The organism is Burkholderia sp. Bp9140 (assembly GCF_003853425.1).
Lineage (GTDB): Bacteria > Pseudomonadota > Gammaproteobacteria > Burkholderiales > Burkholderiaceae > Burkholderia.
Map to the genome: position 1 here is coordinate 119115 of NZ_QTPQ01000007.1, position 26311 is coordinate 145425.

28 protein-coding genes are annotated in these 26311 nt (G+C 69.0%); 12 read left to right on the plus strand and 16 right to left on the minus strand.

Annotation, left to right across the window (positions count from 1 at the left end):
• Window positions 1-127: 127 nt before the first annotated feature.
• A complete protein-coding gene (locus DIE21_RS08335) occupies window positions 128-1531 on the plus strand; it encodes a serine hydrolase (RefSeq protein ID WP_124497248.1) in 1404 nt (467 codons plus the stop codon).
• A 71-nt stretch (window positions 1532-1602) separates the two neighbouring features.
• Here DIE21_RS08335 and DIE21_RS08340 read toward each other — a convergent pair whose 3' ends face one another.
• From DIE21_RS08340 to DIE21_RS08355, 4 genes are all read right to left on the minus strand, one after another.
• Window positions 1603-2226, minus strand: a complete 624-nt coding sequence (locus tag DIE21_RS08340) for a glutathione S-transferase family protein (RefSeq protein WP_124497249.1) — start codon at window positions 2224-2226, stop codon at window positions 1603-1605.
• A 140-nt stretch (window positions 2227-2366) separates the two neighbouring features.
• Entirely contained in the window at window positions 2367-2837 is a 471-nt protein-coding gene (locus DIE21_RS08345) for a DUF2269 domain-containing protein (RefSeq protein WP_124497250.1), read from the minus strand.
• Window positions 2834-4087 (minus strand): SDR family oxidoreductase, encoded by a 1254-nt coding sequence (locus tag DIE21_RS08350; RefSeq protein WP_124497251.1) that lies wholly within the window; start codon window positions 4085-4087, stop codon window positions 2834-2836. Before DIE21_RS08350 ends, DIE21_RS08345 begins: the two co-directional genes overlap by 4 nt.
• A 141-nt stretch (window positions 4088-4228) precedes the next feature.
• Window positions 4229-4762: a GbsR/MarR family transcriptional regulator gene (locus DIE21_RS08355; RefSeq protein WP_124497252.1), complete on the minus strand. Its 534-nt coding sequence runs from the start codon at window positions 4760-4762 to the stop codon at window positions 4229-4231.
• A gap of 208 nt (window positions 4763-4970) precedes the next feature.
• Here DIE21_RS08355 and fabV point away from each other — a divergent pair, with 208 nt between their 5' ends.
• Entirely contained in the window at window positions 4971-6173 is a 1203-nt protein-coding gene (gene fabV / locus DIE21_RS08360; RefSeq protein WP_124497253.1) for an enoyl-ACP reductase FabV, read from the plus strand.
• A gap of 55 nt (window positions 6174-6228) precedes the next feature.
• On the opposite strand, the gene DIE21_RS08365 is transcribed toward fabV, so the two are convergent.
• Window positions 6229-6933 (minus strand): SDR family oxidoreductase, encoded by a 705-nt coding sequence (locus tag DIE21_RS08365; RefSeq protein WP_124497254.1) that lies wholly within the window; start codon window positions 6931-6933, stop codon window positions 6229-6231.
• A 344-nt stretch (window positions 6934-7277) separates the two neighbouring features.
• On the opposite strand from DIE21_RS08365, the gene DIE21_RS08370 reads away from it, so the two are divergent.
• A complete protein-coding gene (locus DIE21_RS08370; protein ID WP_124497255.1) occupies window positions 7278-7862 on the plus strand; it encodes a TetR/AcrR family transcriptional regulator in 585 nt (194 codons plus the stop codon).
• A gap of 31 nt (window positions 7863-7893) precedes the next feature.
• On the opposite strand, the gene DIE21_RS08375 is transcribed toward DIE21_RS08370, so the two are convergent.
• On the minus strand, window positions 7894-8472 hold the full coding sequence (locus DIE21_RS08375) for a hypothetical protein (RefSeq protein ID WP_124497311.1): 579 nt from the start codon (window positions 8470-8472) through the stop codon (window positions 7894-7896).
• A 188-nt stretch (window positions 8473-8660) separates the two neighbouring features.
• Window positions 8661-9191 (minus strand): GNAT family N-acetyltransferase, encoded by a 531-nt coding sequence (locus DIE21_RS08380; RefSeq protein ID WP_124497256.1) that lies wholly within the window; start codon window positions 9189-9191, stop codon window positions 8661-8663.
• Window positions 9192-9389: 198 nt separating this feature from the next.
• On the opposite strand from DIE21_RS08380, the gene DIE21_RS08385 reads away from it, so the two are divergent.
• The 3 genes from DIE21_RS08385 (at window position 9390) to DIE21_RS08395 (ending at window position 10813) form a co-directional block, all read left to right on the plus strand.
• A complete protein-coding gene (locus tag DIE21_RS08385; protein WP_124497312.1) occupies window positions 9390-9767 on the plus strand; it encodes a helix-turn-helix transcriptional regulator in 378 nt (125 codons plus the stop codon).
• Complete coding sequence (locus tag DIE21_RS08390; protein ID WP_124497257.1) at window positions 9730-10215, plus strand: SRPBCC family protein; 486 nt, start codon at window positions 9730-9732, stop codon at window positions 10213-10215. Before DIE21_RS08385 ends, DIE21_RS08390 begins: the two co-directional genes overlap by 38 nt.
• A gap of 121 nt (window positions 10216-10336) precedes the next feature.
• Window positions 10337-10813: an SRPBCC family protein gene (locus tag DIE21_RS08395; protein WP_124497258.1), complete on the plus strand. Its 477-nt coding sequence runs from the start codon at window positions 10337-10339 to the stop codon at window positions 10811-10813.
• 25 nt (window positions 10814-10838) lie between these two features.
• On the opposite strand, the gene DIE21_RS08400 is transcribed toward DIE21_RS08395, so the two are convergent.
• The 4 genes from DIE21_RS08400 to DIE21_RS08415 form a co-directional block, all read right to left on the minus strand.
• Window positions 10839-11963 (minus strand): amidohydrolase, encoded by a 1125-nt coding sequence (locus DIE21_RS08400; RefSeq protein ID WP_124497259.1) that lies wholly within the window; start codon window positions 11961-11963, stop codon window positions 10839-10841.
• Between the two features lies 1 nt (window position 11964).
• Window positions 11965-13269 carry an MFS transporter gene (locus tag DIE21_RS08405; RefSeq protein ID WP_124497260.1) on the minus strand — a complete coding sequence of 435 codons (1305 nt, stop codon included), beginning with the start codon at window positions 13267-13269 and terminating at the stop codon, window positions 11965-11967.
• A gap of 81 nt (window positions 13270-13350) precedes the next feature.
• A complete protein-coding gene (locus tag DIE21_RS08410; RefSeq protein WP_124497261.1) occupies window positions 13351-14655 on the minus strand; it encodes a CaiB/BaiF CoA-transferase family protein in 1305 nt (434 codons plus the stop codon).
• The gene (locus tag DIE21_RS08415; RefSeq protein ID WP_124497262.1) at window positions 14652-15638 is read right to left on the minus strand and encodes a hydroxymethylglutaryl-CoA lyase; all 987 of its coding nucleotides are present in this window, start codon (window positions 15636-15638) and stop codon (window positions 14652-14654) included. Before DIE21_RS08415 ends, DIE21_RS08410 begins: the two co-directional genes overlap by 4 nt.
• Window positions 15639-15812: 174 nt before the next feature.
• On the opposite strand from DIE21_RS08415, the gene DIE21_RS08420 reads away from it, so the two are divergent.
• Together DIE21_RS08420 and DIE21_RS08425 are read left to right on the plus strand one after the other, a co-directional pair.
• Window positions 15813-16634, plus strand: coding sequence for an IclR family transcriptional regulator (locus DIE21_RS08420; RefSeq protein WP_124497263.1), 822 nt, complete (start codon window positions 15813-15815; stop codon window positions 16632-16634).
• Window positions 16635-16765: 131 nt separating this feature from the next.
• On the plus strand, window positions 16766-17404 hold the full coding sequence (locus DIE21_RS08425; RefSeq protein ID WP_124497264.1) for a 2-hydroxychromene-2-carboxylate isomerase: 639 nt from the start codon (window positions 16766-16768) through the stop codon (window positions 17402-17404).
• Between the two features lie 18 nt (window positions 17405-17422).
• Here the strand turns inward: DIE21_RS08425 and DIE21_RS08430 are convergent, their stop codons facing one another.
• A complete protein-coding gene (locus tag DIE21_RS08430; protein WP_124497265.1) occupies window positions 17423-18406 on the minus strand; it encodes a LysR family transcriptional regulator in 984 nt (327 codons plus the stop codon).
• Between the two features lie 100 nt (window positions 18407-18506).
• On the opposite strand from DIE21_RS08430, the gene DIE21_RS08435 reads away from it, so the two are divergent.
• Window positions 18507-19739: an MFS transporter gene (locus DIE21_RS08435; RefSeq protein WP_124497266.1), complete on the plus strand. Its 1233-nt coding sequence runs from the start codon at window positions 18507-18509 to the stop codon at window positions 19737-19739.
• Between the two features lie 427 nt (window positions 19740-20166).
• Window positions 20167-20862, plus strand: a complete 696-nt coding sequence (locus DIE21_RS08440) for a phosphatase PAP2 family protein (RefSeq protein ID WP_124497267.1) — start codon at window positions 20167-20169, stop codon at window positions 20860-20862.
• A 103-nt stretch (window positions 20863-20965) separates the two neighbouring features.
• On the opposite strand, the gene DIE21_RS08445 is transcribed toward DIE21_RS08440, so the two are convergent.
• From DIE21_RS08445 to DIE21_RS08455, 3 genes are all read right to left on the minus strand, one after another.
• Window positions 20966-21625: a glutathione S-transferase family protein gene (locus DIE21_RS08445; RefSeq protein WP_124497268.1), complete on the minus strand. Its 660-nt coding sequence runs from the start codon at window positions 21623-21625 to the stop codon at window positions 20966-20968.
• Between the two features lie 126 nt (window positions 21626-21751).
• Window positions 21752-22822 carry an MBL fold metallo-hydrolase gene (locus tag DIE21_RS08450; protein WP_124497313.1) on the minus strand — a complete coding sequence of 357 codons (1071 nt, stop codon included), beginning with the start codon at window positions 22820-22822 and terminating at the stop codon, window positions 21752-21754.
• A 132-nt stretch (window positions 22823-22954) separates the two neighbouring features.
• On the minus strand, window positions 22955-23608 hold the full coding sequence (locus tag DIE21_RS08455; protein ID WP_124497269.1) for a peroxiredoxin: 654 nt from the start codon (window positions 23606-23608) through the stop codon (window positions 22955-22957).
• A 239-nt stretch (window positions 23609-23847) separates the two neighbouring features.
• Between DIE21_RS08455 and DIE21_RS08460 the strand changes: the two genes are divergently transcribed.
• Window positions 23848-24753: an HTH-type transcriptional regulator ArgP gene (locus DIE21_RS08460; protein WP_124497270.1), complete on the plus strand. Its 906-nt coding sequence runs from the start codon at window positions 23848-23850 to the stop codon at window positions 24751-24753.
• Window positions 24754-24912: 159 nt separating this feature from the next.
• A complete protein-coding gene (locus tag DIE21_RS08465) occupies window positions 24913-25125 on the plus strand; it encodes a DUF1059 domain-containing protein (protein WP_124497271.1) in 213 nt (70 codons plus the stop codon).
• A 116-nt stretch (window positions 25126-25241) separates the two neighbouring features.
• Here the strand turns inward: DIE21_RS08465 and ltaE are convergent, their stop codons facing one another.
• The gene (ltaE, locus tag DIE21_RS08470) at window positions 25242-26255 is read right to left on the minus strand and encodes a low-specificity L-threonine aldolase (RefSeq protein WP_124497272.1); all 1014 of its coding nucleotides are present in this window, start codon (window positions 26253-26255) and stop codon (window positions 25242-25244) included.
• Between the last annotated feature and the right edge of the window lie 56 nt (window positions 26256-26311).

Genomic DNA, 26311 nt, shown 5'->3' on the forward strand with positions numbered 1-26311 from the left:
CGCCGGGCACGATACCGCCTGACCGACGCCGCCCGGCGTCGCCCGCCCCCGCGATTGCCACCGCTTGCCCGAACCTGCGACACTGCCGGATCGTTGCCGGCCGGCACGCCTCCGAGGACGCTCGCGCATGACGATTCCCTTCAAATCGCTGATCCTGCGCGGTGCCGCGGTCGCGCTCGTCGCCGCGCTCGGCTACACCGGCTACATGCTGTCGCGGCTCGCGCCGATCGCGACGGGCTATGCCGCGAAGGCGCTGTGTTCCGGCGTGTTCGTATCGGGCCGTCCGGCCGCGTCGGTGATCGACGTCGACATCATGGCCGGCGTGCATCCGCTGCTGAAACTGGTGCGCCCGTCGATCGATCCCGAGCATCATCGCGCCGTCGCGACCTTCGCCGGCTTCGCGCGACGCGAGGCGGACTTCCGTCCCGGGCTCGGCTGCACGCTCGCGCTCGGGCCGTCGCCCGGCGTGCTGCCGGCCGCGCTGCCGCCCGTCGCCGACCCGCCGCCCGCGAAAGAAGCGGCGCCGGCCGTCGCGCCCGCCGGCATCGACTCCCGCAAGCTGCAGGCCGCGCTCGACCGCGCGTTCGACGAACCCGATCCGGCACGGCCGCGGCGCACCCGTGCGGTCGTCGTGATGTGGCGCGGGCAGGTGATCGCCGAACGCTACGCGCCCGGCTTCACGGCCGACACGCCACTGCCCGGCTGGTCGATGACGAAGACCGTGACGGCCGCGCTGGTCGGCGTGCTCGTCGCGCGGCACAAGCTGTCGCCGGAGGCGTCGGCGCTGCTGCCCGAATGGCGCGACCGCGGCGACCCGCGCGCGCCGATCACGCTCGACGAGCTGCTGCGGATGACGAGCGGCCTGCAATTCAACGAAGACTACGACGACCCGCTGTCCGACGTCGCCGTGATGCTGTTCACACAGCCCGACACCGCGCGCTTCGCGTCGGCCAAGCCGCTCGCCGCAAAGCCCGGCACGCAGTGGTACTACTCGAGCGGCACGAGCGCGATCGTCGCACGCGTGATGCGCGACGCGATGGGCGGCACCGAGGACGACTACCTTGCGTTTCCGCGCCGCGCGCTGTTCGCGCCGCTCGGAATGCGCGGCGCGGTGTTCGAGCCCGATGCGGCCGGCACGCTCGGCAGCGCGTCGTTCATGTATGCGAGCGCGCGCGACTGGGCGCGCTTCGGGCAGCTTCTGCTGCAGGACGGGGTGTGGGACGGACAGCGGCTGCTGCCGGAAGGCTGGGTGCGCTACCTGACGCGCGCGACGCCGCTGTCGACGCGCCAGGAATTCGGTGCGCATCTGTGGGTCAAGGTGCCGGAGCCGTTCAACGATCGCGATGCGCACGCGAGCGCGATGCCGGCCGACGCGTTTCACGCGGTCGGCCATGAAGGCCAGTTCGTGAGCGTGGTGCCTAGCCGCGAGCTGGTGGTCGTGCGGCTCGGGTTGTCGCGGCCGGAATCCGCGTGGAATCACGAGGCGTTTCTCGCGCGCGTGCTCGAGGCCGTACCGGCATCCGGCTCGTGACGGCCGCAGCGCGGCGGCGGCAATCAGGCCGCCACGCCGCCACGCCGCCGCACCGCGCGACCTGCGATGCGTTACGGGTTCGCGCTGCCCGCGTACTGCTTGAAGCCTTCGCGCGTCGCCAGACGCTCGATGTAGCGCTTCGCCGCCGGGAAGTCCGGATGCTCGAACGGCGTGCCGAACCAGCGGTTCACCGACAGGCCGATCGGAATGTCGGCGAGCGTGAAATGATCGCCGGCCACGAACGCGCCGGTCGCCTCGAGCTGCGCGTTCAGCACCTTCATATGCGTCGTCCAGCCCGCGATCGACTGCGCGATCGCCGCCGGATCCTGGTGATCGGGCGACTTGCGCACGAGGCCGAGGAACGCGCCGACCCACGAACGGTTCAGGTCCGACGCCTGCCAGTCGATCCACTGATCGACCCGCGCGCGTGCCTGCGGCTCGGCCGGATAGAGCGCGTCGCCGCCATAGCGGTTCGCGAGATAGCGGATGATCGTGTTCGACTCCCACAGCACGAAGTCGTCGTCCTTGATGACGGGCACGAGGCCGTTCGGATTCAGCGCGAGGTAGGTCGGGTCGTTGGTTGTGCGAAAGCCCGCGCCCCAGTCTTCCTGTTCGAACGGCAGGTTCAGCTCGGTGCACAGCCACAGCACCTTGCGGACGTTGATGGACGGGATCTTGCCGAGGATGTGCAGCATGCAGGCTCCTTGTGAGGTCGGATGCGAAGCGATCGGGACGCGCGACACGGCCCGAACGCGCTCCCGTCGAAGTTATACACGAGCGCGCGGGAATCGACAGGGCCGCACACGAAATCGGTGTTTCCGGCCCGCCGCCTCGCTCACATCGGCTTGAGCACCATCAGGAAATAGACGGTCAGCATCGCGAAAAACGCCGGATAGCCGAGCAGTTCCCAGCGCTTCGCATAGCGCCAGTAGCGCGCCGGCAGCGCGGCGTCGCCGTTCGCGTGCGCGAGCTTCGCCATCGCGGCCAGCTCGATCTGCAGCCACACGACCGGCAGCCAGCACGCGCCCGCGATCGCATACAGCACGATCGACGCGACGAGCCACGGTGTCTCCCACGGCCAGCCGGCCGTATGCGCGAGCCACAGTCCGGACGCGGGCTGGAACAGCACGGCCGGCGTCGTGAACCACCAGTCCGCGCGCACCACGAGGCGCGACACGGCGGCGATCGCCGGCACCGAGCGCGTGCGGTTCGCGAAGAACAGGTAGAACGCGGTGCCGAAGCCCGTGCCGACCATCAGCACCGAGGACAGGATATGCAGCGCCTTGACGACGAGATAGGTATTCATACGTGTTCTTCTTCTGAAAAAAGGATCAACAGGATCGCGAGAATCGGCACGTTCTTGAGCACGGGGCCGAACGGTTCGGCAAGCAGGCCGGGCATCGTGACCGCGATGACGGCCGAATACGCGACGATCAGCGCGCCTTGCGCGGCCCACAGGCGACGCGACGGCGCGGCAACGGTCGCCACGCCGAACGCGAAGTCCAGCGCGCAGGCCGCGTAGAGCGCGATCAGCGCGGGCAGCCCGGTCAGGTGCGCGCGGGCGAGCATCGCGAGGCTGTCGCTCAGCGGGTGGACGAAAGCGCTCACGACGGCCGTCCAGATCCAGACGATCGCAAGCGCGCCGAGCAGCAGCGGCCGCCGCCACATCGCGAGCGCGTCGCGGCGCAGCGTGATCGCGTCGGCGCCGATGAAACTGCGCAGGCCGCGCGGCGGCCGGCCGAGCACGGCCGCAAACGCCGCGGGATCGCCGGTGTTGCCGCCGCACAGCATCGTCCACGTGTCGCGGGTCAGCATCGCGCCCGGCATCGTGCCGAACAGCGCGGCCGCCGCGCCGACCAGCGGGCCCGGCAGCGCAATGCGGGCCGCCGCCGGGAAGCCCAGCGCGGCGCGATAGCTGCTCAGCATGTCGCGGTACTCGACTTCATCGCCGCCGACCGCGTCGATGACCGGGTTGCCGGCCGCCGGCGAATCGACGAGCCGTGCGACGAGTTCGGCGAGATCGTCGACGTGCACGGGGCGCAGCCGTTGATGGCCGCCCGCCGGCAACGCGTGCACGGGCAGGCTCGCGAGCATCCGGAAGAATCGTGCCGACGTGCCGGACGTTCCGTAGACGAGCGCGGGCCGCACGATCCGGTAATCGACCGGCAGCGTCTGCAGGAAGGTGTCGGCGGCGGACTTGCTGGCGAAATACGGCGTGTCGCCGCGCTCGACGCCCAGCGCCGAGATCTGGATCACGCGTCGCACGCCGGCGCGGCAGCATGCGGTGAAGAGCGCGCACGGCGCCGCGCGATGCACGGTATCGAGCGTCGCATCGCGCCGGTCGGCGAGGATCCCGACCGCATTGATCACGACGTCGACACCGTCCAGCCGGGCGAGCCACGCGTCGGGATCGAGATCCTTCGCGAAATCGATCGCGACGTCGTGCGGGCCGGCTGCATGCCGCACGCCGCGCAGCACGCGATGGCCGCCGGCTTCGAGCCGCGCGCCCAGCGCCCGCCCGATGAACCCGTTCGCGCCGCAGACGAGGATGTTCATGTCGCACTCCGCGGTGCGGCATGCCGGCGGATCGACAGCATGGCCTTGTTCATTTTCATCCTCTATCTACAGTTATTTCTGTAATGACAGAAATAACGACCTCAAAAAAAGCGGGCTGCGTGCCCGCACGTCCGATCCCGCTTACTTCGACGACTTGCGCCTGACCGCCTGGCTGATCTTCGCGCCGATCCCGAGCGCCTTCATCAGCGTGTCGGGCTTGAGCCGCAGCATCTCGTCCGACCAGGTCGTGAGCGTCTCGACGAACTGCAGCGTGTCGCGGATGCGCTGTTCGGTCTCGCGGCTTTCATCGGCGATCTCGGGGCTCGTCAGGCAATCGCGCAGCACCGTGAGCGTCGGTTCGATCTCGCGCTGCCGCCGCCCTTCGACAATCAGCTTGAACAGTTCCCAGATGTCGGTCGACGTCTCGAAGTGGTCGCGGCGATCGCCCAGCACGTGCACGACCTTCGCGAGCCGCCACGCCTGCAGTTCCTTCAGGCTGGTGCTGACGTTGGAGCGCGCGACGTTGAGCGTCTCGGCAATCTCGTCGGCCGCGACCGGCCGCCCGGCCAGGTACAGCAGCGCGTGAATCTGCGCGACGGTGCGGTTGACGCCCCAGCGCGAGCCCATTTCGCCCCAGTGGAGGATGAATCGTTCGGCGATCGGTGTGAGTTCCATGTCGGGAAATTTAGTTTTTTCAGTTATTTCTGTCAAGAGAGAAATAACTGACGGCGACGTGAATCGCTGCGCCGGCGGTCCGCCGCCGGGCGTTCGCGACGGCCGTCACCGCCCGCCTTTCCCTCCGTGCCCGCCCGCTTCCTTTACAATGCGCGGAATTTTTCCGATTTCAGGCCGTCCCCGCCTTTCTGACTAGACAGAGGTTTCCATGATCATCAAACCGCGCGTGCGTGGCTTCATCTGCGTGACGACTCATCCGGTCGGCTGCGAAGCCAACGTCAAGGAACAGATCGACTACGTGACTTCGCACGGCCCGATCGCCAACGGCCCGAAGAAGGTGCTCGTGATCGGCGCGTCGACCGGCTACGGCCTCGCCGCCCGGATCTCGGCCGCCTTCGGCTCGGGTGCGGACACGCTGGGCGTGTTCTTCGAGCGCGCCGGCAGCGAGACGAAGCCGGGCACCGCCGGCTGGTACAACAGCGCCGCGTTCGAGAAGTTCGCCGCGGAAAAGGGGCGCTATGCGCGCAGCATCAACGGCGACGCCTTCTCCGACAAGGTCAAGCAGGTCACGATCGACACCATCAAGCAGGATCTCGGCAAGGTCGACCTGGTCGTCTACAGCCTCGCGGCACCGCGCCGCACCCATCCGAAGACGGGCGAAACGATCAGCTCGACGCTCAAGCCGGTCGGCAAGTCGGTCACGTTCCGCGGCCTCGACACCGACAAGGAAGTGATCCGCGAAGTCTCGCTCGAGCCGGCGACGCAGGAAGAGATCGACGGCACCGTCGCCGTGATGGGCGGCGAGGACTGGCAGATGTGGATCGACGCGCTCGATGAAGCCGGCGTGCTGGCCGACGGCGCGAAGACGACTGCGTTCACGTATCTCGGCGAGCAGATCACGCACGACATCTACTGGAACGGCTCGATCGGCGAAGCGAAGAAGGATCTCGACAAGAAGGTGCTGTCGATCCGCGACACGCTGGCCGCGCACGGCGGCGATGCGCGCGTGTCGGTGCTGAAGGCCGTCGTCACGCAGGCGAGCTCGGCGATTCCGATGATGCCGCTCTACCTGTCGCTGCTGTTCAAGGTGATGAAGGAGAAAGGCACGCACGAAGGCTGCATCGAGCAGGTGTACGGGCTCCTGAAGGACAGCCTGTACGGCGCGACGCCGCACGTCGACGAAGCAGGCCGTCTGCGTGCGGACTACAAGGAACTCGATCCGCAAGTGCAGGGCAAGGTCGTCGCGATGTGGGACAACGTCACGAACGAGAACCTGTACGAGATGACCGACTTCGCCGGCTACAAGACCGAGTTCCTGCGCCTGTTCGGCTTCGAGATCGCCGGCGTCGACTACGACGCGGACGTGAACCCGGACGTGAAGATCCCGGGCATCATCGACACCACGGTCTGACGACCGGGCCCGCCGCGCGCAGGGGCGGGCGGCGGGCGGTCTTCCACGGGCGGCGTCAGAGCGGCGTCGCCTCGTCCAGATACACACCGGCCGACAGCGTGGCCTTCACCTGTCGCGTGAAGTCGTCGGTGGACACCTCCTCCGCACCGGATTCGATCGCGTCGTACGCCTGGCGCACGACGTCGGCCGGCGTCGCCTTGGGCACGTCGAGACCGCGCGTCAGGTCCGTATCGATGAAGCCGGCATGCAGCCCGACCACCTGCGTGCGCTGCTCGCGCAGCGAATGCCGCAGCCCGTTGGTCAGCGCCCACGCGGCCGACTTCGACACGCCGTAGCCCGACAGGATCGGCCGGTTCATCCAGCTCGCGACGGACAACACGTTCAGGATCGCGCCGCCGCCGTGGCCGGCGAGCGTTCCCGCGAACGCGCGCGACATCGCCAGCATCCCGAACACGTTGGTTTCGAGGTGATCGCGCAATGCGTCGACCGCGCCGTCGTCGGTCAGGCTGCCGAGCCGCGCGATGCCCGCGTTGTTGATCAGCAGCGTGACGTCGCGCGCGGCGTCGGCGGCCGCGGCGACCGCCGCCGGATCGGTCACGTCCAGCTTCACGGGCACCACGCCCGGCAGCGTCACGCTGGCCGGGTCGCGCGCGCCTGCATAGACCTTGCGCGCCCCGCGTGCGAGCGCCTGCTTCGCGAACTCGAGGCCAAGCCCGCGGTTCGCGCCCGTGACGAAAACGACTGCACCTTCGATCTTCATGATCGTTCCTTTCAGCGAGTGAATGAATCCCGTTCGCGCGGGTTCGCCGCGCGAACGGATCCGGTGGAAAACCACGCTGCCATCGCGTACCGAATCGCGGCACCGCCGGCGCCGGGAGCCGGATCGCCCCGCCGCCCGCGCACCGTGGCGCAAAAGACCGGTGCCGGCTTCCACCCGTGCCGCGCCGGTCGCTTCGCTTCGTTCGCGAAGTCGGCTACACTTGATGTCAATGTCGATCACCATTGTCTTTGCGGTTGCATTGTGTCAGCGCAATTCCGGCACGTCAATGGCGATCACCATTGTGTTTTTCAATCGATGCAATTGCCGGAATGAGGGAGAGATCGATGGGCGTCTCGAGACAACAGGCTGCCGAAAACCGCAACGCGATCGTCGCGGCCGCCGAGCGGCTGTTCCGGGTGCGCGGCGTCGACGCGGTGGGGTTGACGGAGCTGATGAAGGAGGCCGGCTTCACGCAGGGCGGCTTCTACAACCACTTCAAATCGAAGGATGCGCTGGTCGCCGCGGTGATGGAGAAGGCCATGCGGGACCGCGCGGATTCGCCGAACGCCGGCAGCGTCGCGAAACAGGTGACGTCGTACCTGTCGACCGCGCATCGCGACAATGTCGAAGCCGGCTGCCCGCTGTCCGGCTTCGCGGGCGACGCGCCGCGCCTGACCGACGCGGCGCGCGCCTGCTACGCGCACGGCGTCGCCGCGTATCTCGACCGGCTGGAACGGATGGTGGCCGCGGAAGGCGCGGCCGCGGCCGACACGCGCCGCGACGCGATCGCGGTCTTCAGCCAGATGGTCGGCGCGCTCGTGCTGTCGCGCGCGCTCGCCGGCACCGATCCGGCGCTGGCCGACGAGATCCTCGACGCGGGGCGGCGCACGCTCGTCGGGCAACCCGACGATCCGGCCGTGCCGGCGTAGCGGCACGGCGGGCGCCAGTCGCGCGCGATCGCTATTCCACGGCCCTCGCCGCATCCCACAGCGGCTGCCGGCCCAACGCGGCATGCCATGTTTCGAATTGCGTGCGCCACGACTCGAACGGTTGCTTCAGCGGATGACGCGGATCGTCGCTGAGCGCATACGCCATCCCTTCGATCAGCCAGCGCGGCTTGGTCGCGACCGCGAGGTTGCCGAGCACTTCGGCCTGGCGGTGATGGATCAGTTCGTGCGCGAGAAAGTAGGCTTGCCAGCCGCGCGGCGCGACGACCACGCCGAAATCCCCGAGCGTCAGTGCCGCGCGATCGCCGAGACCGAACTGGTCGGCACATGCGCGCGTCGAGCAGAACACGACGCGCGGCGCGTCGCGAAACGCGCCCACGGCCGCCGCCGCGCGCGCGTAGCCGTCGCGATAGAGCTGCTGCGCGGCGCCGAGCTTCGCCGCGTCGTCCGTGCAGATGTCCGCGCTCGGGCATGACACGCCGGGAAGCAACGCGGGCGCGACGACACGCAGCGGCTTGACGAGCGCGTACGCGGCAATCGGCAGCGCGACGAGCAGGCCCGTGAGGGCAAAGGCGACATGGGAGCGGTTCATCGAGGCGGCGGTTCGGGTGACGTTGTGGTGGCGTTTTAGTAGTGCTGTGGCGGCGTGTTCCAGCATGAATATATCGGAGCCGCACTGCCGCCGGCCGGCATTTCCTTTCCGCCCGGCCTCGAGCCTGCGGCCCCGCTCCACCGCACGCGTGCCGATCGCGAACCGGATCGCGATCGCATCGCGCCCCGTTACACGAGCTGCTTGTGAAAATACGTGGTCGCGCACAACGCGCCGTCGGGCATCAGCGCATAGTTCGGCACGACGCCGACGCGCTGCCAGCCGGCCCGCTCGTACAGGCGCTCGGCATCGCCGCCCGTCACCGTGTCGAGCACGAGCACGGTCTTGCCGGCGTCGCGCGCGGCGTCATCGGCCGCCGCCATCAGCCGTGCGGCGATCCCCTGCCGGCGCGCATGACGGGACACGAGCATCTTCGCGATGTCCGCGCGGTGCGGCTGGTTCTCCGGCTGCGCGGTCACGACCTGCACGGTGCCGACGATCCGGCCGGCAGCGTTCTCGGCGACCAGCAGGATGCGCTCGCCGCTCGCGACGCCGTCGGCGACGCGCATCCAGAACGCGACGGCCGTCGAACGTTCGATCGGCAACATGAAGCTGACGGACGCGCCGCCTTCGACGCAATCGATCAGTACGTCGGCCAGCGCGTCGATGCACGCACGCGCTTCGCTCGCGTCGACGCGGCGGACGGTAACGGATTCGGTCATATCTTCTCCGGCAATCACGCGGACGGCACGCGTTCGGTGGCATGCGCCTGCCAGGATCCACAAGGAACACCGGCATGCGGTCGAGCATGCGCGCCGGCGGTCGGTGTCCGGCAACACGGCGCCCGGCCCGGTCGACGCGTTACCGCCCCATCATCCTACGCGGTGAAAATTCCCGTTGCATCGCCTATACTTAGCCGCATGGCTAACTTTCAACCCGGTATCAGCGACGTATTCCACGCACTCGCCGATCCGACGCGCTGCGCGATCGTCAGCGCGCTCGGCGACGGCGGGCGGACCGTTTCGGAACTGGCCGCGCCGTTCGACATGGCGTTGCCGTCGTTCATGAAGCATGTTGCGGTGCTCGAGCGCAGCGGCCTCGTCCAGACCCGGAAAGCCGGCCGCTCGCGCACCTGCGAGCTGGTCGGCGGCCGGCTGGCGGAAGCCGAGCAATGGCTCGCCGCGCAGCGCGCGCTGTGGGAAGCGCGCGCCGATCGTCTCGTGGAATTCGTCGAACGCCGCCATCAGGAGGAATACGCGCATGTCAGCAAGCCACGCCGAACCCGCCGAAGCCCATGACCTCGTCATCACGCGCACGCTGCGCGCGCCGCGCCCGGCGCTCTGGCGCGCCTGGACCGATCCCGAACTGCTGAAGGAGTGGTGGTGCCCGAAACCGTGGACCACCGAAGTGCGTGCGTTCGACCTGCGCCCGGGCGGCGCCTTCCACACGTTCATGCGCGGCCCCGACGGCGGCACGAGCGACAACCCCGGCTGCTTCCTCGACATCGTGCCGGAAGCGCGGATCGCGTTCACGTCGATGCTCGCGGGCGGCTGGCGCCCGCAGGTGCCGTGGCTGGGCTTCACGGCCATCATCACGATGGCCGACGACGACGCCGGTTGCCGCTACGAGGCGCGCGTGATGCATCCCGACGCGGCGACGCGCGAGCGCCACGAGGCACTCGGCTTCTTCGAAGGCTGGAACACCTGCATCACGCAACTCGACGAATTCGCGGCCGCGTTGCGCTGAATGCGGGCGAGTGTACGGTCCGATTGCATGCCGCCGCGCGCGCGCCTAGGATTCCTGAAGGAAGCGTGACGACACGCCGGCATCCGGCGTGCACCGTCGCGCGCGCTCCGCGGGAGGCGACATGCTGCACATGCACACGCATTCGACCCGGGTCAGCCGGCACCTGAACGCGCCGCGCGGGCGCGTCTACCGCGCGCTGCTCGACCCGCGCGCGGTCGAACAATGGAAGGTGCCCGACGGCATGACGTGCCGCGTCGACGCCTATGACGCGCGCGAAGGCGGCGCGCTGCGCGTGTCGCTGAGCTACGACGAACCGTCGGACGGCACCGGCAAGACCACCGCGCACACCGACACCTATCACGGCCGCTTCGTGACGCTCGTGCCCGACGAGCGGATCGTCGAAATCGACGTGTTCGAAACCGACGATCCGATGCTGCGCGGCGCCATGACGATCACGATCACGCTGTCCGACGAAGCAGGCGGCACGCGCGTCGATGCAGTGCACGACGGCGTGCCGCCGGGCGTGCCGGCCGCCGACAACGAGACCGGCTGGTGCATGGCGCTCGCCCGGCTCGCGGCGCTGGTGGAGACGGGCTAGAGCCACGCGACGCGCGCGATACGCGTCAGCCGAGCCGGTACACGTGCGAGACGGTCCCGCGGAACAGCGCGTCGCGCTCGTTCGGGCTGGCGTGCGCGGTCAGCCGCTTGAACGCGTTCCAGCCGTTCACGTACGAATACGAGCCCTTGTCGACCGGGAAATTGCTCTCGAACATGCAGCGCTCGGCGCCGAACGCGTCGATGCACGTATGCATCCACGGCTTCCATGCATCGGCGAGCTGTTCGGACGACGGCGGCCGCGCGCCCTTCTCGAAATCGAACCCGTTGATCCGCATGCCGAGGCCACCCACCTTCACGAATACGTTCGGCAGTTGCGCGAGTTCGCGCATCGACGCCGACCAGCGCTGGAACACTTCCGGCCGCTGGTCCGCATAGCTCGCGATCCGCACGACACCGCCGCAGTGATTGACGACGATCCGCGTGTCGGGGTTCGCCTTCGCCAGGTCGAACAGCTCGGGCAATTGAGGGAAGAACAGCCACGCGTCGTACGACAGTCCGAGCGGCGCGAGCTGCGCGACACCGGCCCGGTACGCGGGATCGAGCAGCAACCCGCGCGGCACCGCCGACAGCGGATTCGCGAGCGACGGATCGGCATCCCACGTGCTCAGGTGCCGAACGCCGCGAAAGCGTCCGCGCCCCGCGTCGAGATGCGCTTCGAGCACGTCGCGCACACGCTCGCCGAGCCGCAGGTCCGCATGCCCAACGATGCCTTTCGCGACGGCCGGACCGCTCTGCTGAAGCGGCGCGGTCGCGCCGGCGATGTAAGCCGTCTCGCCGACCGGCTTCAGTTCGGCCGGCCCCGCATCGCGATAGCGCGTCAGCGCCTGCATGTAGACGGAAGCCTGGATGTTGTGGCCCGACCGCGCATCCTGCAGATAGTCGTCGAGCATATAGATCCAGCCCGGCCGCTCGTAGAAGTGGTGATGCGCATCGACGATCGGCAGATCCGGCTCGAGTGCGGGTTCGAGCGCGGAGGCCAGCCAGTCGTTTCGTACCGCGAGATAGTTGCTTTGCGTCGTCATGCGGGAAGCTCCGTTTTCAGCCGGCGGGCGCGTGTCGGCCAATGCCGGGAGCGCGAGCGTGGCGGCGGCCGCGCCGAGCAACCGGCGTCGTTTGATCGAAATCGTCATGTCATTCGCTCCGGTCGAACGCGTACAGCGACAGCGTCAGCAGCGTCGTGATCGCCAGGACGATCGCGAGGCCGAGCATGCCGGCCGTGAAGGTGCCGAAGCTGTCCTTCAGGTAGCCGACGAGATAAGGGCCCGCGAATCCGCCGAGCGCGCCGATCGAATTGATCAGCGCCAGGCCGCCGGCCGCTGCCTGGCCGGACAGGAAGCGCGAAGGCAGCGTGTAGAAGATCGTACGTCCGGCAATCGTGCCGATCAGCGCGAGCGTGATGCCGACGAGCGCGGGCCCGAGCGTCAGGAAATGGGTCGACACGCCGAGCGCCACCGCGCCGATGAACAATCCGATCGCCAGGTTCGCGACCGGGCCGCCGCGCCGGTCCACCCGCTTCGCCCACCACAGCAGCGCGACCGTCGCGAAGAAGTAAGGTACCGCGGACAGCCAGCCGGTCTGCATCGTCGACATCCCGTGCGCCTTCAGCATTTGCGGCAGCCAGATGCCGATGCCGTACGAGCCCATCGTGAAGCCGAACGAGATCAGCGCGAGCAGGTACACGCGCACGTCTCGCAGCGCGACGCCGAAGCGCTTCTTGCGGCCGGCGGCGCCTTCGCGCTCGAACGCACGCTGCAGCGCCGCACGCTCGTCGTCCGACAGCCAGGCAGCCGTGGCCGGGGAGTCGGACAGGAGCTTCAGCACGAAAAAGCCGAGCGCGCACGCGGGCAGCCCTTCGACGATGAACATCCACTTCCAGCCTGCCAGGCCGAGCGCGCCGTCGAGTTGCAGCAGCCAGGTCGACAGCGGACCGCCGATCAGCGACGACAGCGGTGTCGACACCGTGAACCAGGCAAGCACGCGCGTGCGATAGCTCGCCGGAAACCACACCGCGAGGAAAAAGATCACGCCCGGAAAGAAGCCGGCCTCGCCGATGCCGAGCAGCAGCCGGATCGCATAAAAACTGGTCGGCCCCGTCGCGAGCGCGGTCGCCGCCGCCATCAGCCCCCACGTGATCATGATGCGCGCGAGCCAGCGCCGCGCGCCGAAGCGATACAGCGCGAGATTGCTCGGCACTTCGAACACGCAATAGCCCGCGAACATGATCCCCGCGCCCCAGCCGAACTGCGTCGCGGTCAGGCCGAGATCGCGGTTCATCGTCAGCGCCGCGAACCCGACGCTCGTGCGGTCGAGATAATTGAAGAAGTACGCGAGCGCGAGCAGCGGAATGAAGCGCCACGCGGCCTTGCGCACGGCCCGTTGCTCGATCGACGCGTCGGTCTCGCGATCGGCGGCCAGCGCCGGGGAAGCGGATGTCATGGTTGTCTCCGTGGATGCGGCAGTCCGCGCCCGCGCGATCGCGGGCGGGATGCCTTGTTCGTTCGATGGATCGCGGCGGCGCTACGCGCTCGCCACTTCGTTCGGCGACGGCGTATCGCCCGGTAAGCCCGTCACGCCCGGCGGCAGCCCGTCCGCACCGTGTCCGTGCCGCCCCGCGACGACGCCCGCTTCGATCAGCGCCCGCGCGTCGTCCGGCGTATAGCCGAGCTCGCCGAGCAGCGCGCAGGTGTCCTGACCGAGCGCGGGCGGTGCCGAACGCAGCCGCAGGCGCTCGCCCGCGAGCGTGAGCGGCAGCAGCGCGGTACGGGTGTCGACCGGCCGGCCGGCGCTGCTCGCGTCGGCCGGCAGCGTCACGGCTTCGAGGCCGCCGGTGGCGAGCAGGTGCGGATCGTCGAACAGGTCCTGCGGCTTCGTGATCGGCGCATACGGCAAGCCGATCGATTCGAACGTCGCGCCGATCTCCGCCGCCGAATGCGCGGCGAGCCGCGCACGCAGTTCAGGCAGCAGCCAGTCGCGGGCCTGCACGCGCAGGTTGTTCGTGGCGAGGCGCGCGTCGTCCTTCAGCGCGGCGAAGCCGAACGCGTCGCAAAACAGCGCCCACTGCGTGTCCGACACGACCGCGAGAAAGATCTGTTCGCCGTCCTTGACGGAGAACACGTCGTAGACGGCCCACGCGGAGATCCGGCTCGGCATCGGCGACGCGGCCTGCCCCGTCACCGCGAACTGCATCATGTGCTGCGCGACGAGGAACACGTTGTTCTCGAACAGCGAACTCTGCACCTGCTGGCCGCGGCCGGTGCGTTCGCGCTGCGCGAGCGCGGCCATCGCGCCGATCGCGCCGAACATCCCGCCCATGATGTCGTTCACGCTCGAGCCCGCACGCAACGGCCGGCCTTCGGGGCCCGTCATGTACGCGAGGCCGCCCATCATCTGCACCACTTCGTCGAGCGCGGTGCGATGTTCGTACGGCCCGGGCAGGAAGCCCTTGTGCGACACGTACACCAGGCGCGGATTCAGCGCGGACAGCGCCGGATAGCCGAGGCCGAGCCGGTCCATCGTGCCGCTCTTGAAGTTCTCGCTGAAGACGTCCGCGGTCGCGACGAGCCGCCGCACGATCTCGAGCCCGCGCGGATCCTTCACGTCGACCGCGAGGCTCTTCTTGTTGCGGTTGAACATCCCGAAGAAGCCCGCGCCGGAACCGCGCAGCGCGCGCGTGCTGTCGCCCGCGATCGGTTCGATCTTGATGACTTCCGCGCCGAGATCCGCGAGCAGCATCCCGCAGGTCGGACCCATCACCATGTGCGTCATCTCGATCACGCGCACGCCTTCGTACGGCAGCGGCGAAGCCGGTTGGCGATCGTTCATTGCGCGACTCCCGCGAGGCAGCCTTCCGGCTGGGCCGCGGTCGGCACCCGGCCGGCCGCATATCGGAAACCCTTCGGCAGCCCCGCGTCCGGCACATGGCCGTACAGCGCCTCGGCCGGCAGCGCCGCGTGCAGGATCGCGCGCGCGGCGAGCAGCGCGTCCACGTCGACGCCCGTGTCGTACCCCATCGACTCCAGCAGGAATACGAGATCCTCGGTGACGATGTTGCCGGTCGCGCCCGGCGCGTACGGGCAGCCGCCCAGGCCGCCCTGGCTCGCGTCGATCGTCGTCACGCCGGCGTCGAGCGCCGCGACGACATTGGCGAGCCCCTGCCCGCGGGTGTTGTGGAAGTGCGCGCCGCCGGCCTTGTCGCCGACTTCGCGCCGCAGGCGCATGAACAGCCGGCGCACCTGCGCCGGGTTCGCATAGCCGCTCGTATCGGAGAGCCCGATCTCGTCGACGCCGCATTCGGCCATCGCGACCGCCATCGCGATCGTCTCGTCGTCGCTGACGGCGCCCGCGATCGTGCAGCCGAACGCGACCGACACGCCCGCCTCGATCTGCACCGACGGAAACCGTGCATCGCGCAGCGCGACGATCGCGCGCACCTCGTCGATCATCTGCGCCGGCGTCTTGCGGATGTTCGCCAGCGAGTGCGCCTCGGTCACCGACACCGGCAGCGTCAGCTTGTGGACGCCCGCGTCGAACGCGCTTTCGGCGCCGCGCAGGTTCGGCGCCAGCGCGGCGACGTGCAACCCGGGAATCGCCAGCGCATGCGCGACGACTTCGCGCACGTCGGCCATCTGCGGCAACAGCCGCGCGGGCACGAACGACCCGACCTCGATCTCGCGCAAGCCGGCCGCCGCAAGCGCGGCGATCCAGCGCAACTTGCCGGCCGTCGGCATCACGGCCTTGATGCTCTGCAGGCCGTCACGCGGCCCGACTTCGCTGACCAGCACCTTCGGATATTCGGAAACGCTCATTCGACACCTCAAAGTTCTATCTAGAAGAACATCGTTCTGTTTGACGGAACTTTAGAGGCGCATCGAACGTGACGTAAGCGGGGTATACCCGTGAAATTGCGATTTTTTGGAACTTGAGTTCTGTCAGACAGAACGATATAGTCGATCGACCGCCACCCCAAGGAACCGCAAGCCGTGCCCCCGACCTCGACTCCCGCAGATCACACCGACGAAGCGCCCGATTCGTCGGCCGAAACCTCCAGCGGCGTCGCCGTCCTCGATCGCGCGTTCGCGATCCTCCATGCGTTCGGACCCACCGACGACCGGCTGTCGCTCGCGGAACTGTCGCGCCGCACCGGGCTGTACAAGAGCACGATCCTGCGCCTGCTCGCCGCGCTCGAGCACGGCGGCTTCGTGCGCAAGCTCGACGACGGCCAGTACGCGGTCGGACACGAGCCGTTGCGGCTGGCCGCGCTGTATCAACGCTCGTTCCGGGTCGGCCCGGTCGTCGAACCGCTGCTCGAGACGCTGAGCCGAGAACTCGGCGAAACGGCATCGTTCTACGTCCGGCATGGCGACATGCGCTCGGTGCTCTACCGCGTCGAACCCTCGCGCACGGTGCGTGTGTCGATCCGGGTCGGCGAGGAGTTTCCGGTTCGCCAGGGGGCGTCCGGGAAAGTGCTGCTCGCGTTCACCGACCCGCACGATGCACGGTGGGACGACGTCCGCGAACAGTTGTGGGCCGCGTCGTACGGCGAGCGCGACCCGGAGACGGCGTCGGCGTCCGCGCCGGTGTTCGGCGCAGCCGGCGATTGCGTCGGCGCGCTGACGGTGTCCGGCCCGAAATCGCGGCTTGCCGCCGCGCCGGCGATGGCCGCGGCGCTCGCGATGCTGTTGCCGCTCGCGCAGAAGGCGACCGTCGCGCTCGGTGGCGCAGGCGCGCGCTACGACGCGCCGGCCGTGCGCGACAGTCTCGCGCGGTTCGCGGCGGCGGCGGACGATACCGCGCAGCCCTAGCCGGCCACGCGCGTCCGGCGGCGCGACAGCGCAAAAGGCGGCCGCATGCGACACTGCCCACCAACACCTGCACCGCGCCGCCCGGCGCGATACACAACTGCCGTCCGGACACGTGGAAGGGAACCCCCTCGATGAACGCAGCGCGCACCGCCACCTGGTATTTCGATTTCGTTTCGCCGTTCGCCTACCTGCAGCAGGAACGGTTCGATCAACTACCGCCTGCCGCCGCATACGCGCCGAAGCCGATCGTGCTTGGCGCGCTGCTCGCGCACTGGGGCCAGAAAGCGCCGGCCGAGATCGCGGCGAAGCGCATCTTCACCTATCGCCACGCGCAATACCGCGCGGACAAGCTCGGCATTCCATTCCGGATGCCGCCCGCGCACCCGTTCAACCCGATCCGGCCGCTGCGTCTCGCGATCGCGATGGGCAGCTCGCCCGATGCGATCCGGCGGATCTTCCGGCACATCTGGCGCGACGGCCAGGACGTGTCGACGCCGGACGGCTTCGCCGCGCTGTGCGAGGCGGTCGGTTTTCCCGAAGGCGTGACGGCCGTCGAAGCGCAGCCGGTGAAGGATGCACTGCGCGCGAACACCGATCAGGCGATCGCGCACGGCGTGTTCGGCGTGCCGACCTTCGAACTCGACGGCGACCTCTTCTGGGGCGACGATGCGACCGACATGTTCGTCGACTGCGCGACGTCCCGCGCGTGGCTCGACTCGCCTGAAGTGCGTCGCATCAGCGCGCTGCCCGAAGGCATCCGGCGCGGCTGACGCTGCACGCGACGGCGCTCACGTGTCGCGCCCTTCGACGAGCGGCGGCACGGCCTCGCGCATCATCGCGACGAAACGCACGAGCCGCGACGGATAGAACTGCGCGTGCGGGTAGGTCAGGTAGACCGGCAACGGCGCGGCCTGCCAGTCGGGCGCGAGATGCACGAGCTCGCCGCGCGCGAGATGGTCCGCCAGCATCCAGGACGAACCGACGCACGCGCCGACCCCGAGCAGCGCCGCGCTGCGCAGCGCGTAGAGATTCGCGGTCGTGATGCGCGGCCGGATCGCGATGCGTCGCGTGTCGCCCGTGACGGCGTGCGTCAACGTCAACTCGGTCCGGTAATACGTGCGCAGCGCGAGCCACGGCAACGCGGCGAGCGCGTCGGGATCGGCGGGCGCATCCGCGCCGTTCAGCACGGACGGTGCGGCCACCACGAAGCGCGGCACTTTCGACAGCCGGATCGCGACCACGCCCGGATCGGTCGGCTCGCCCACCTGGATCGCGCAGTCGATCCCGCTGCCGACGAAATCGCGCACCTCGTCCTGCAGCAGCCATTCCACCGAGACGCGCGGATACTCGCGCAGGTACTGCGCAAGCGGCGCGACGAAACGCTCCTGCCCGAACGCATGCGGCACCGCGACGCGCAACAGGCCGTCGGGCTCCTCCTGCGCGCCGCGCAGGTCGGCCTCGAACGCCGCCCAGTTCGCGAGCAGTTCCTTCGCGCGCGTGAAGCAGCGCTCGCCGTCGACGGTCAGCCGCATCGCATGGGTCGTCCGCTGCAGCAGCCGCATCCCGAGCGAGCGTTCGAGCGCCTGCAGCCGCCGGCTGATGGTCGGCTGCGTCGTGTGCAGCTGCGCGGCGGCGGCCGACAGGCTGCCTGCCTCGACTATGCGCACGAAGGTTTCCATCAGCTCGAAACGATAGCCGGCGCCGTCGACCGGCACCGCCTGAACGCGCGGAGAGCCGCCAGTAGCGGGCGAAGCGGGGATTTTTTCAGTCATTCGCCAAGCGTATAACAAATCTTCGACGGACGGCACTACCGTGGCCGGCCGCCGGTCGGCACACTCGCGTCCATCCGTTACCCGAACAAGGATGTACGCGATGTCCACTCCGACCCGTCTCGACGCCGCGCCCCGCGCGGCCCATGCACCGGCCCGCGCGGCCGCCTCCTCGATGCCCGATCGCCGGCTCGTGCTGCTGCTCGCCGCGGCAGCCGGTCTCGGCGTCGCGCCGCTCTACTATGCGCAGCCGATGCTCGCCGCGCTCGGGCCCGATCTCGGCGCGTCGGCACGCGCGATCGGCTTCGTGCCGACGCTCACGCAGCTCGGCTATGCGCTCGGCATCCTGCTGCTCGCGCCGCTCGGCGACCGCTTCGACCGGCGCCGGGTGATCGTGACGAAAGCCGCCGCGCTGGTCGTCTCGTTGCTGCTCGCGGCGGTCGCGCCGTCGCTCGGGCTGCTGCTGGCCGCGAGCTTCGCGATCGGCCTGACCGCGACGATGGCGCAGGACGTCGTGCCGGCCGCCGCGACACTCGCGCACGACACGCATCGCGGCCGCATCGTCGGCACGGTGATGACGGGGCTGCTGCTCGGCATCCTGCTGTCGCGCGTCGTCGCAGGCTTCGTGGCGGAAACGGCCGGCTGGCGCGTGATGTTCGCGCTCGCGGCCGCCAGCGTCGCCGCCATCGGCGTCGTGGCCGCACGCGGGCTGCCGCGCTTCGAGCCGACCACGCAGTTGTCGTACCGCGCGCTGATCGGGTCGCTCGGCGAACTGTGGCGCCGCCATCCGGCGCTACGCCGCGCCGCGTTCGCGCAAGGGCTGCTGGCGGTCGGGTTCAGCGCGTTCTGGTCGACGCTCGCGGTGATGCTGCACGGCGCGCCGTTCCACCTCGGCAGCGCAGCCGCCGGCGCATTCGGCCTGGCAGGCGCTGCCGGCGCACTGGCCGCGCCCATTGCCGGACGCCTCGCCGATCACCACGGTCCGGAGCGCGTCACGCAGGTCGGCATCGGGATCGCGACCGTGTCGTTCGCCGCGATGGCCGCCGCGCCGCTGATGACGCCGCATGCGCAACTCGCGCTGCTCGCGGCCGCGACGATCGGCTTCGATCTCGGGGTGCAGGCCACGCTGATCGCGCACCAGGCGATCGTCTACCGGATCGACCCTGCGTCGCGCAGCCGCCTCAACGCGGTGCTGTTCGTCGGCATGTTCATCGGGATGGCGGCCGGTGCCGCGCTCGGCAGTTCATTGCTCGCGCAACTGGGCTGGAATGCGGTGATCGTGCTGGCCGTGGCGACGTCGCTGGCCGCGCTGGCCGTGCGCATGTGGCGCCGGTAAGGCCCGGCATCGCGCATGCGGGGCGGGCAGGCCGCAGGGCTTGCCCGCCTTTTCTTTTATTTTCTTTCGGTGCTGCGCGGCCCGGCGCAGCGCGGCAGATCCGTGCGAGACGCGGGACGCATCCGGTCATCCGGTGCAAGGTGTGCGACGGTTCGACGAATTGCCTAGTTCAACCGATTATTTTTCGCCGGCACGGAAGCATCCTCGCACAACCGTCAGAGGATTCGACATGGCCGCGCCGCACGGTCCTCCCCCATCCGGCCCCACGCGGAAATCGCGTTTTATCAGGGGATTCCCGGTATTTTTTCCCATTTTCTTCGAAATTACCGATGACATACTTGCCCCCCATTGCGCTCCAGTGCGAGCGCGCTTCCTGATCCTTGCCGGCCGCATGTCATGCGCTGCGTGTCCGCCGAGGTCGCAGAACATGAACAATTTCGACACCACGATCCAGATCTTCCTCACCCACATCACGTTCGGACCGCTGATGAACCATGCGATCCGCGTGATCGCCGGCCTCTATACGTTCAAGGGCTTCGTGCTCATCCCCGTGCTGTGCTGGCTATGGTTCCAGCCGGGACCGGAGCGCGAACGGCAACGCGAGCGGGTCATCGCGACGGTCGCGAGCGGGCTTGTCGCACTCGCGGTCGGCCGGTTGCTCGCGAAAGTCCTGCCGTTCCGCGTGCGGCCGATCTACAACCCCGACCTGCACCTGCACTTCCCGTCCGAGGAACTGCGTGCGGCCACGCTGCAGGCCTGGAGTTCGTTTCCAAGCGATCACGCAATGCTGTGGATGGCGATCGCGATGGGTATCTTCATCATCGCGCGCCGCGCCGGCGTGCTCGCGCTACTGTATGCGGTCGTGTTCATCTGCGTGCCGCGCGCGTATCTCGGCTATCACTACCCGACCGACCTGATCGCCGGTGCCGCGATCGGCATCGCCATTGCATGGCTGCTGACGCGCGATGCGATCCGGTCGCGCTTCGCGCCGCAGGTGCTGGCGGCGATCCGGCGCTTCCCCGCGCCGGCCTATACGCTCGCGTTCCTGCTGTGCTTCGAGCTGATCACGCAGTTCGACGAACTGCTGACGCTCGCGCAGTCGGTCAAGCACACGACGATGTAACGGGACGGCGCCGCGATGCATCCGCTGCTGTCGTCACGCCGCCCGGGCACACGCTGCCGGCCCTGCGCGGCGGCATCGCGCCCCGCGCGCGCGGCCGCGCCCGTCAATCGCGATCGGGCGCGCCGAGCGGGAAGAACGAACGATACGGCCGCGCTTCGTCGACCGCCCGCGCGAACGACGGCCGCGCAAGCAGGCGCCGGCGATACGCGATCACGTTCGAGAACGACGGATCGATCCGGTGCGTCCAGTCCGCGTAGAACAGGAACGGCGCCGCGCCGCAGTCGGCGAGGCTGAAGCGGTCGCCGGCCGCCCATTCGCGATCGGCCATCGTCCGGTCCAGCCATGCGTACGACGTCTCGAGCATCGCACGCGCATCGGCGACGCCCCGCGCGTCGCGCTCGTGCTCCGGCCGCAGCGCATCGAACACGACCTTCTGCTGCGGCGTCGACACGTAGTTGTCGAAGAAACGATCCATCGTCCGCACTTCCAGCGCCGCGCGCCGGTCGTCGGGCACCAGTCGCACGGGGCCCGGATGATAGAGGTCGAGGTACTCGACGATGATGGTCGCCTCGATCACGGTGCGGCCCGCGTCGACGAGCACCGGGAAGCGCTTCATCGGCCACAGCGCGGCCAGTTCCTGCATCGGCTTCGGATCGTCGTGCGCGAGCACGCGATATTCGAACGGTGTGCCGTTCTCGTACAGTGCAGTCAGCACCTTCTGGCAATAGGACGAAAAGGGATGGGCGTAAAGCGTCGGCATCATCGCGTGGTCTCTCGGGTGTCGGCGCCGCGTCATGCAGCGCCATGTGATCGGATAACCTGACGACGAACGGCGCCTGGCCGATTCGACACCGGTCCGAACATTTTTTCGTTGCGCGGCGTCGCGCCGCTACGACCGGCCGTCCATCACGACGCGCCCCTCGCCGCGCCAGCGCAGCATCCCGCCGCCGAGATTCGCGACGGCATCGAAACCGGCCTTCAGCAGGATCACCGTCGCCTGCGCGGAGCGGCCGCCGGCGCGGCACACGGTCACGATCGGCCGGTCGCGCGCGAGCTCGCCGGTACGCGCGGCCAGTTCGCCGAGCGGAATCGGCGTCGCGCCGGGCAGGTGGCCGAGCGGGCCTGCGAATTCGTCCGGTTCGCGCACGTCGACGACCTGCACGGCCGGCAGGTGATCCTCGAGCCACTGCGGATCGATTTCCCAGAACCCGGCGAACGTGTAGACGAGCGGCGCCCAGTCGGCCGTCACCTGCGCGCCGGGCGCGTTTTCGGCGACGCCGCACTGCAGGTTCGCGGGCACCGCCACGTCGATCTGGCGCGGATGCGCGAGCCCGAGGTTGCGCATGTAGCCGGCGAAATCGTCTTCGCTGAGATCGCCGCCGAGGCGCGGGTTGAAGCGCCGCTCCTCGCCGACGCTCGTCACCGTCAGCCCGCGGTAGTCGTGCGCGGGATACAGCAGGCATGCGGCCGGCAGCGTGAAGAGCCGGCCGTGCACCGCGCGATACAGCGCGCGCGGGTCGCCCTGCTGGAAGTCGGTGCGGCCGGTGCCGCGAATCAGCAGGCAGTCGCCGGTGAACGCCATCGATTCGTCGTCGAGCACGAGGCTGATGCAGCCGCTCGTATGGCCCGGCGTCGCGCGCACGGTCAGGTAGCGCGTGCCGAACGTGCAGCGATCGCCGTCGTTCAGGTAGCGGTCGGCGCCCTGCGCGCCGCTCGCGGCCGAGATCGCGATCGCGCTGCCGGTGCGCTGCTTCATCAGCCATGCACCCGTCACGTGATCGGCGTGCACGTGCGTGTCGATGGTCGCGACGAGCCGCAGCCCGAGTTCGTCGAGCAGCGCCGCATCGCGGCGCACCTGCTCGAACACGGGATCGATCAGCAGCGCTTCGCGCGATCCGCGGTCGGCGAGCAGATACGTGTAGGTCGACGATTGCGGGTCGAAAAGTTGCCGGAAGATCATCGCGAAGTCGCTCCGTCGCTTATTCACGCCTACTGTCGTTCTGGTTGTCCGGCCCGCGCACCGCGCACCGCGCGTCGCCGGCGCGCGGGCGTGCGGGCGTGCGGGCCGCCCCGTTGCATGCGGGCCGAGCCGTCAGTGCGGCTGCGGCACGAACCGCAGGTACGGCTTCAGCGTCCGGAAGCCTTGCGGATATTTTTGCTTCGCCGCATCGTCCGACACCGAGGTCGGAATGATGACATCGTCGCCGGGCTTCCAGTTGACTGGCGTCGCCACCGTATGCCGCGCGTTGAGCTGCAGCGCGTCGAGCAGGCGCAGCACCTCGTCGAAGTTGCGACCGGCGCTCATCGGATAGACGAGCATCGCCTTGACCTTCTTGTCCGGCCCGATGACGAACACCGAGCGCACGGTCGCGTTGTCGACCGCGGTGCGCGGGCCGCCGCTCGCGTTCGGATGGATCATGTCGTACAGCTTCGCGACCTTCAGTTCATCGTCGCCGATCAGCGGATAGTTGACCGCATGGCCCTGCGTTTCCGCGATGTCCGCCACCCACTTCCGGTGGTCGCTGACGGGATCGATCGACAGCCCGATGATCTTCGTGTCGCGCTTGTCGAATTCCGGCTTGAGCCCGGCCATGTAGCCGAGCTCGGTCGTGCATACCGGCGTGAAGTCCTTCGGATGGGAAAACAGGATCGCCCAGTGATCGCCGATCCATTCATGAAAACGGATCGTGCCCTCGGTGGTCTCCGCGGTGAAATCGGGCGCGTCCTCGCCTAGTCGAATCGACATGTTCGTCCTCCGTCAAATGGGAATCGTCACGACGCCCGCGCCGCGGCATCCGCGCGGCGCACGATCGTCCGCACGCGGCAAGCCGGCCTGGCACCGGCCGGGCGCCGCGCGTTTCTATAGGGTAGGTCAAAATGCGCGCGCCGCCGGTGGACGGCGGGACGATTGGCCGCGTCGGGCCGGCGGCGCGTGCTGCCTTACACTACGGCCTCTCGTCTTACGTTCACAGGAATGCCATCGACATGTCGATGACGATCGATCCGAAGCAAGCCGCCGCGCTGCTGGCCGTCGCCGACACCGGCAGCTTCGAGCAGGCCGCCGCACGCCTGCACGTGACCGCGTCCGCCGTCACGCAGCGGGTCCGCGCGCTGGAGGCGAGCCTCGGCACGCCGCTCGTGCTGCGCACGCGGCCGTGCCGGCCGACGGTGGCCGGACAGCGCGTGCTGCAGCACCTGCGCCGCGTCGCGCTGCTGCAGGCCGACCTGCAAAGCACGCTCGCGACCGAGCGCGAATCGCCGATCTCGGTCACGATCGCGCTGAACTCCGACAGCCTCGGCACCTGGTTCCTGCCCGCGCTGACGTCGGTGCTCGCGGGCGAGCGCATCCTGTTCGAGCTGATCGTCGAGGACCAGGACCACACGTTCGCACTGCTCGAAAGCGGGATGGCCGTCGGCTGCGTGACGACCGAGCCGAAACCGATGCGCGGCTGCGTCGCGACGCCGCTCGGCACGATGCGCTACCGGCTGCTCGCCGCCGCCGCGTTCGCGGGGCGCTGGTTTCCGCGCGGCCTGAACCGCACGAGCGCGCGCAAGGCGCCCGTCGTCGCGTATTCGCGGCGCGACACGCTGCAGTCAACGTTCCTGAAGGAGAAGTTCGGGTTGCCGGAAGGCGCGTATCCGTGCCACTTCGTGCCGGGCACGCATGCGCATTTCGCTGCGGTGCGGCACGGGCTCGGCTACGCGATGGTGCCGGAGCCGCTGATCGGCAGCGCGCCGCTCGACACGCAAGGGCTCGTCGATCTCGCGCCCGTGCATCCGACCGACGTCACGCTGTACTGGCACGCGTGGACCGTGCAGTCGCCGACGATGGCGTCGCTGTCCGCGCGGGTGGTCGAAGCGGCGCGCCGGTTGCTCGCGCCGCTGCCGTGACGCGCGGGTGATCGACATCGCCCACGCGGCACGCGGTGCGGTAAGCGTGGCGGCGAGAAACGCCGCCGCGCCGCCTATACTTTTTCCATCGGCCTCGCGAAGGCGCCGCGCGGCCGATCACGCAAATCCGGCCGTTCCCTTTCCTGTGAGGAGAACATCATGTCCCGCCGCTATATCGATTGCCGCGAGTTTCCCAGCGCGATGAATTGCTCGGTCGCGATTTCCGCCGACTCCGACAACGAACTGCTGGAGGCCGCCGTGCAACATGCGGTCTCGGTGCACCAGCACACCGACAGCGCCGAACTGCGCACGCAGTTGAAGGCGCTATTCCGCGACGGCACGCCGCCCGCCGACATGCCCCGGCAAGCGTAATCCGCCGGCACGGCCAATATCGACGGACGGGTTGCCACGTCGCCCCCGTCGCCTCTCCGCTTCCTGCTTCGCGCCACATCGCGCCGGTGCCCCCCCGCCGGCCGGCGCATTCCGCCTTACGCGCGACGCTGCGCGAAATACGCGCCGACCGCGTCGATGAAGGTGTCGATGTCCGCGCGCGACACGTCGCAGTGCGTGACGAAGCGCGACGCATACAGCATCTGCGTGAGTATTCCGCGCTCCTTCAGCCACGCCTCGAGCGGCGCGCAATCGGCTTCGGGAAATTGCGCGAACACCATGTTCGTCGCGTGCGACAGCACCTTCACCGGCTCGATGCGCGCCAGACCTGCCGCGAGATGCGCGGCGTTCGCGTGATCGTCGGCCAGCCGTTCGACGTTGTGGTCGAGCGCATACAGGCAGGCCGCCGCGAGGATGCCCGACTGTCGCATCCCGCCGCCCAACACCTTGCGCCAGCGCTGCGCGCGCTCGACCAGCGCACGATGGCCGACCAGCACCGAACCGACCGGCGCGCCGAGCCCTTTCGAGAAACAGATCGACACGGTATCGAACGGCGCGCACAGTTCCGCGATCGGACGGCCCGACGCGACGGCCGCATTGCACACGCGCGCGCCGTCGAGGTGCGCGGCCAGCCCGCGGCTGCGCGCGAGCGCGACGGCTTCCTGCACATAGCCGTCCGGCAATACCTGGCCGCCGATCGTGTTTTCGAGCGCGAGCAGCCGCGTGCGGGCGAAGTGGTTGTCGATCGGCTTGATCGCCGCGGCGATCTTCGCGAGCGGCAGCGTGCCGTCGGGCGCGTTCTCGATCGGCTGCGGCTGGATGCTGCCGAGCACGGCCGCGCCGCCGCCTTCGTACTTGTAGGTGTGCGCGAGCTGGCCGACGATGTATTCGTCACCGCGTTCGCAATGGGCCATCAGCGCGGCCAGGTTGCTCTGCGTGCCGCTCGGGAAGAACAGGCCGGCTTCCTTGCCTGCCCGCTCGGCCGCGACCGCCTGCAGGCGCAGCACGGTCGGGTCGTCGCCCCATACGTCGTCGCCGACTTCGGCGGCAGTCATCGCGGCCAGCATCGCCTGGCTCGGACGTGTCACGGTATCGCTGCGTAAATCGATCATCAGAATTTGCTCCGAGAAACCCCGCCATTTCCCCCAAGGGGACTTCCTTCGGGGCG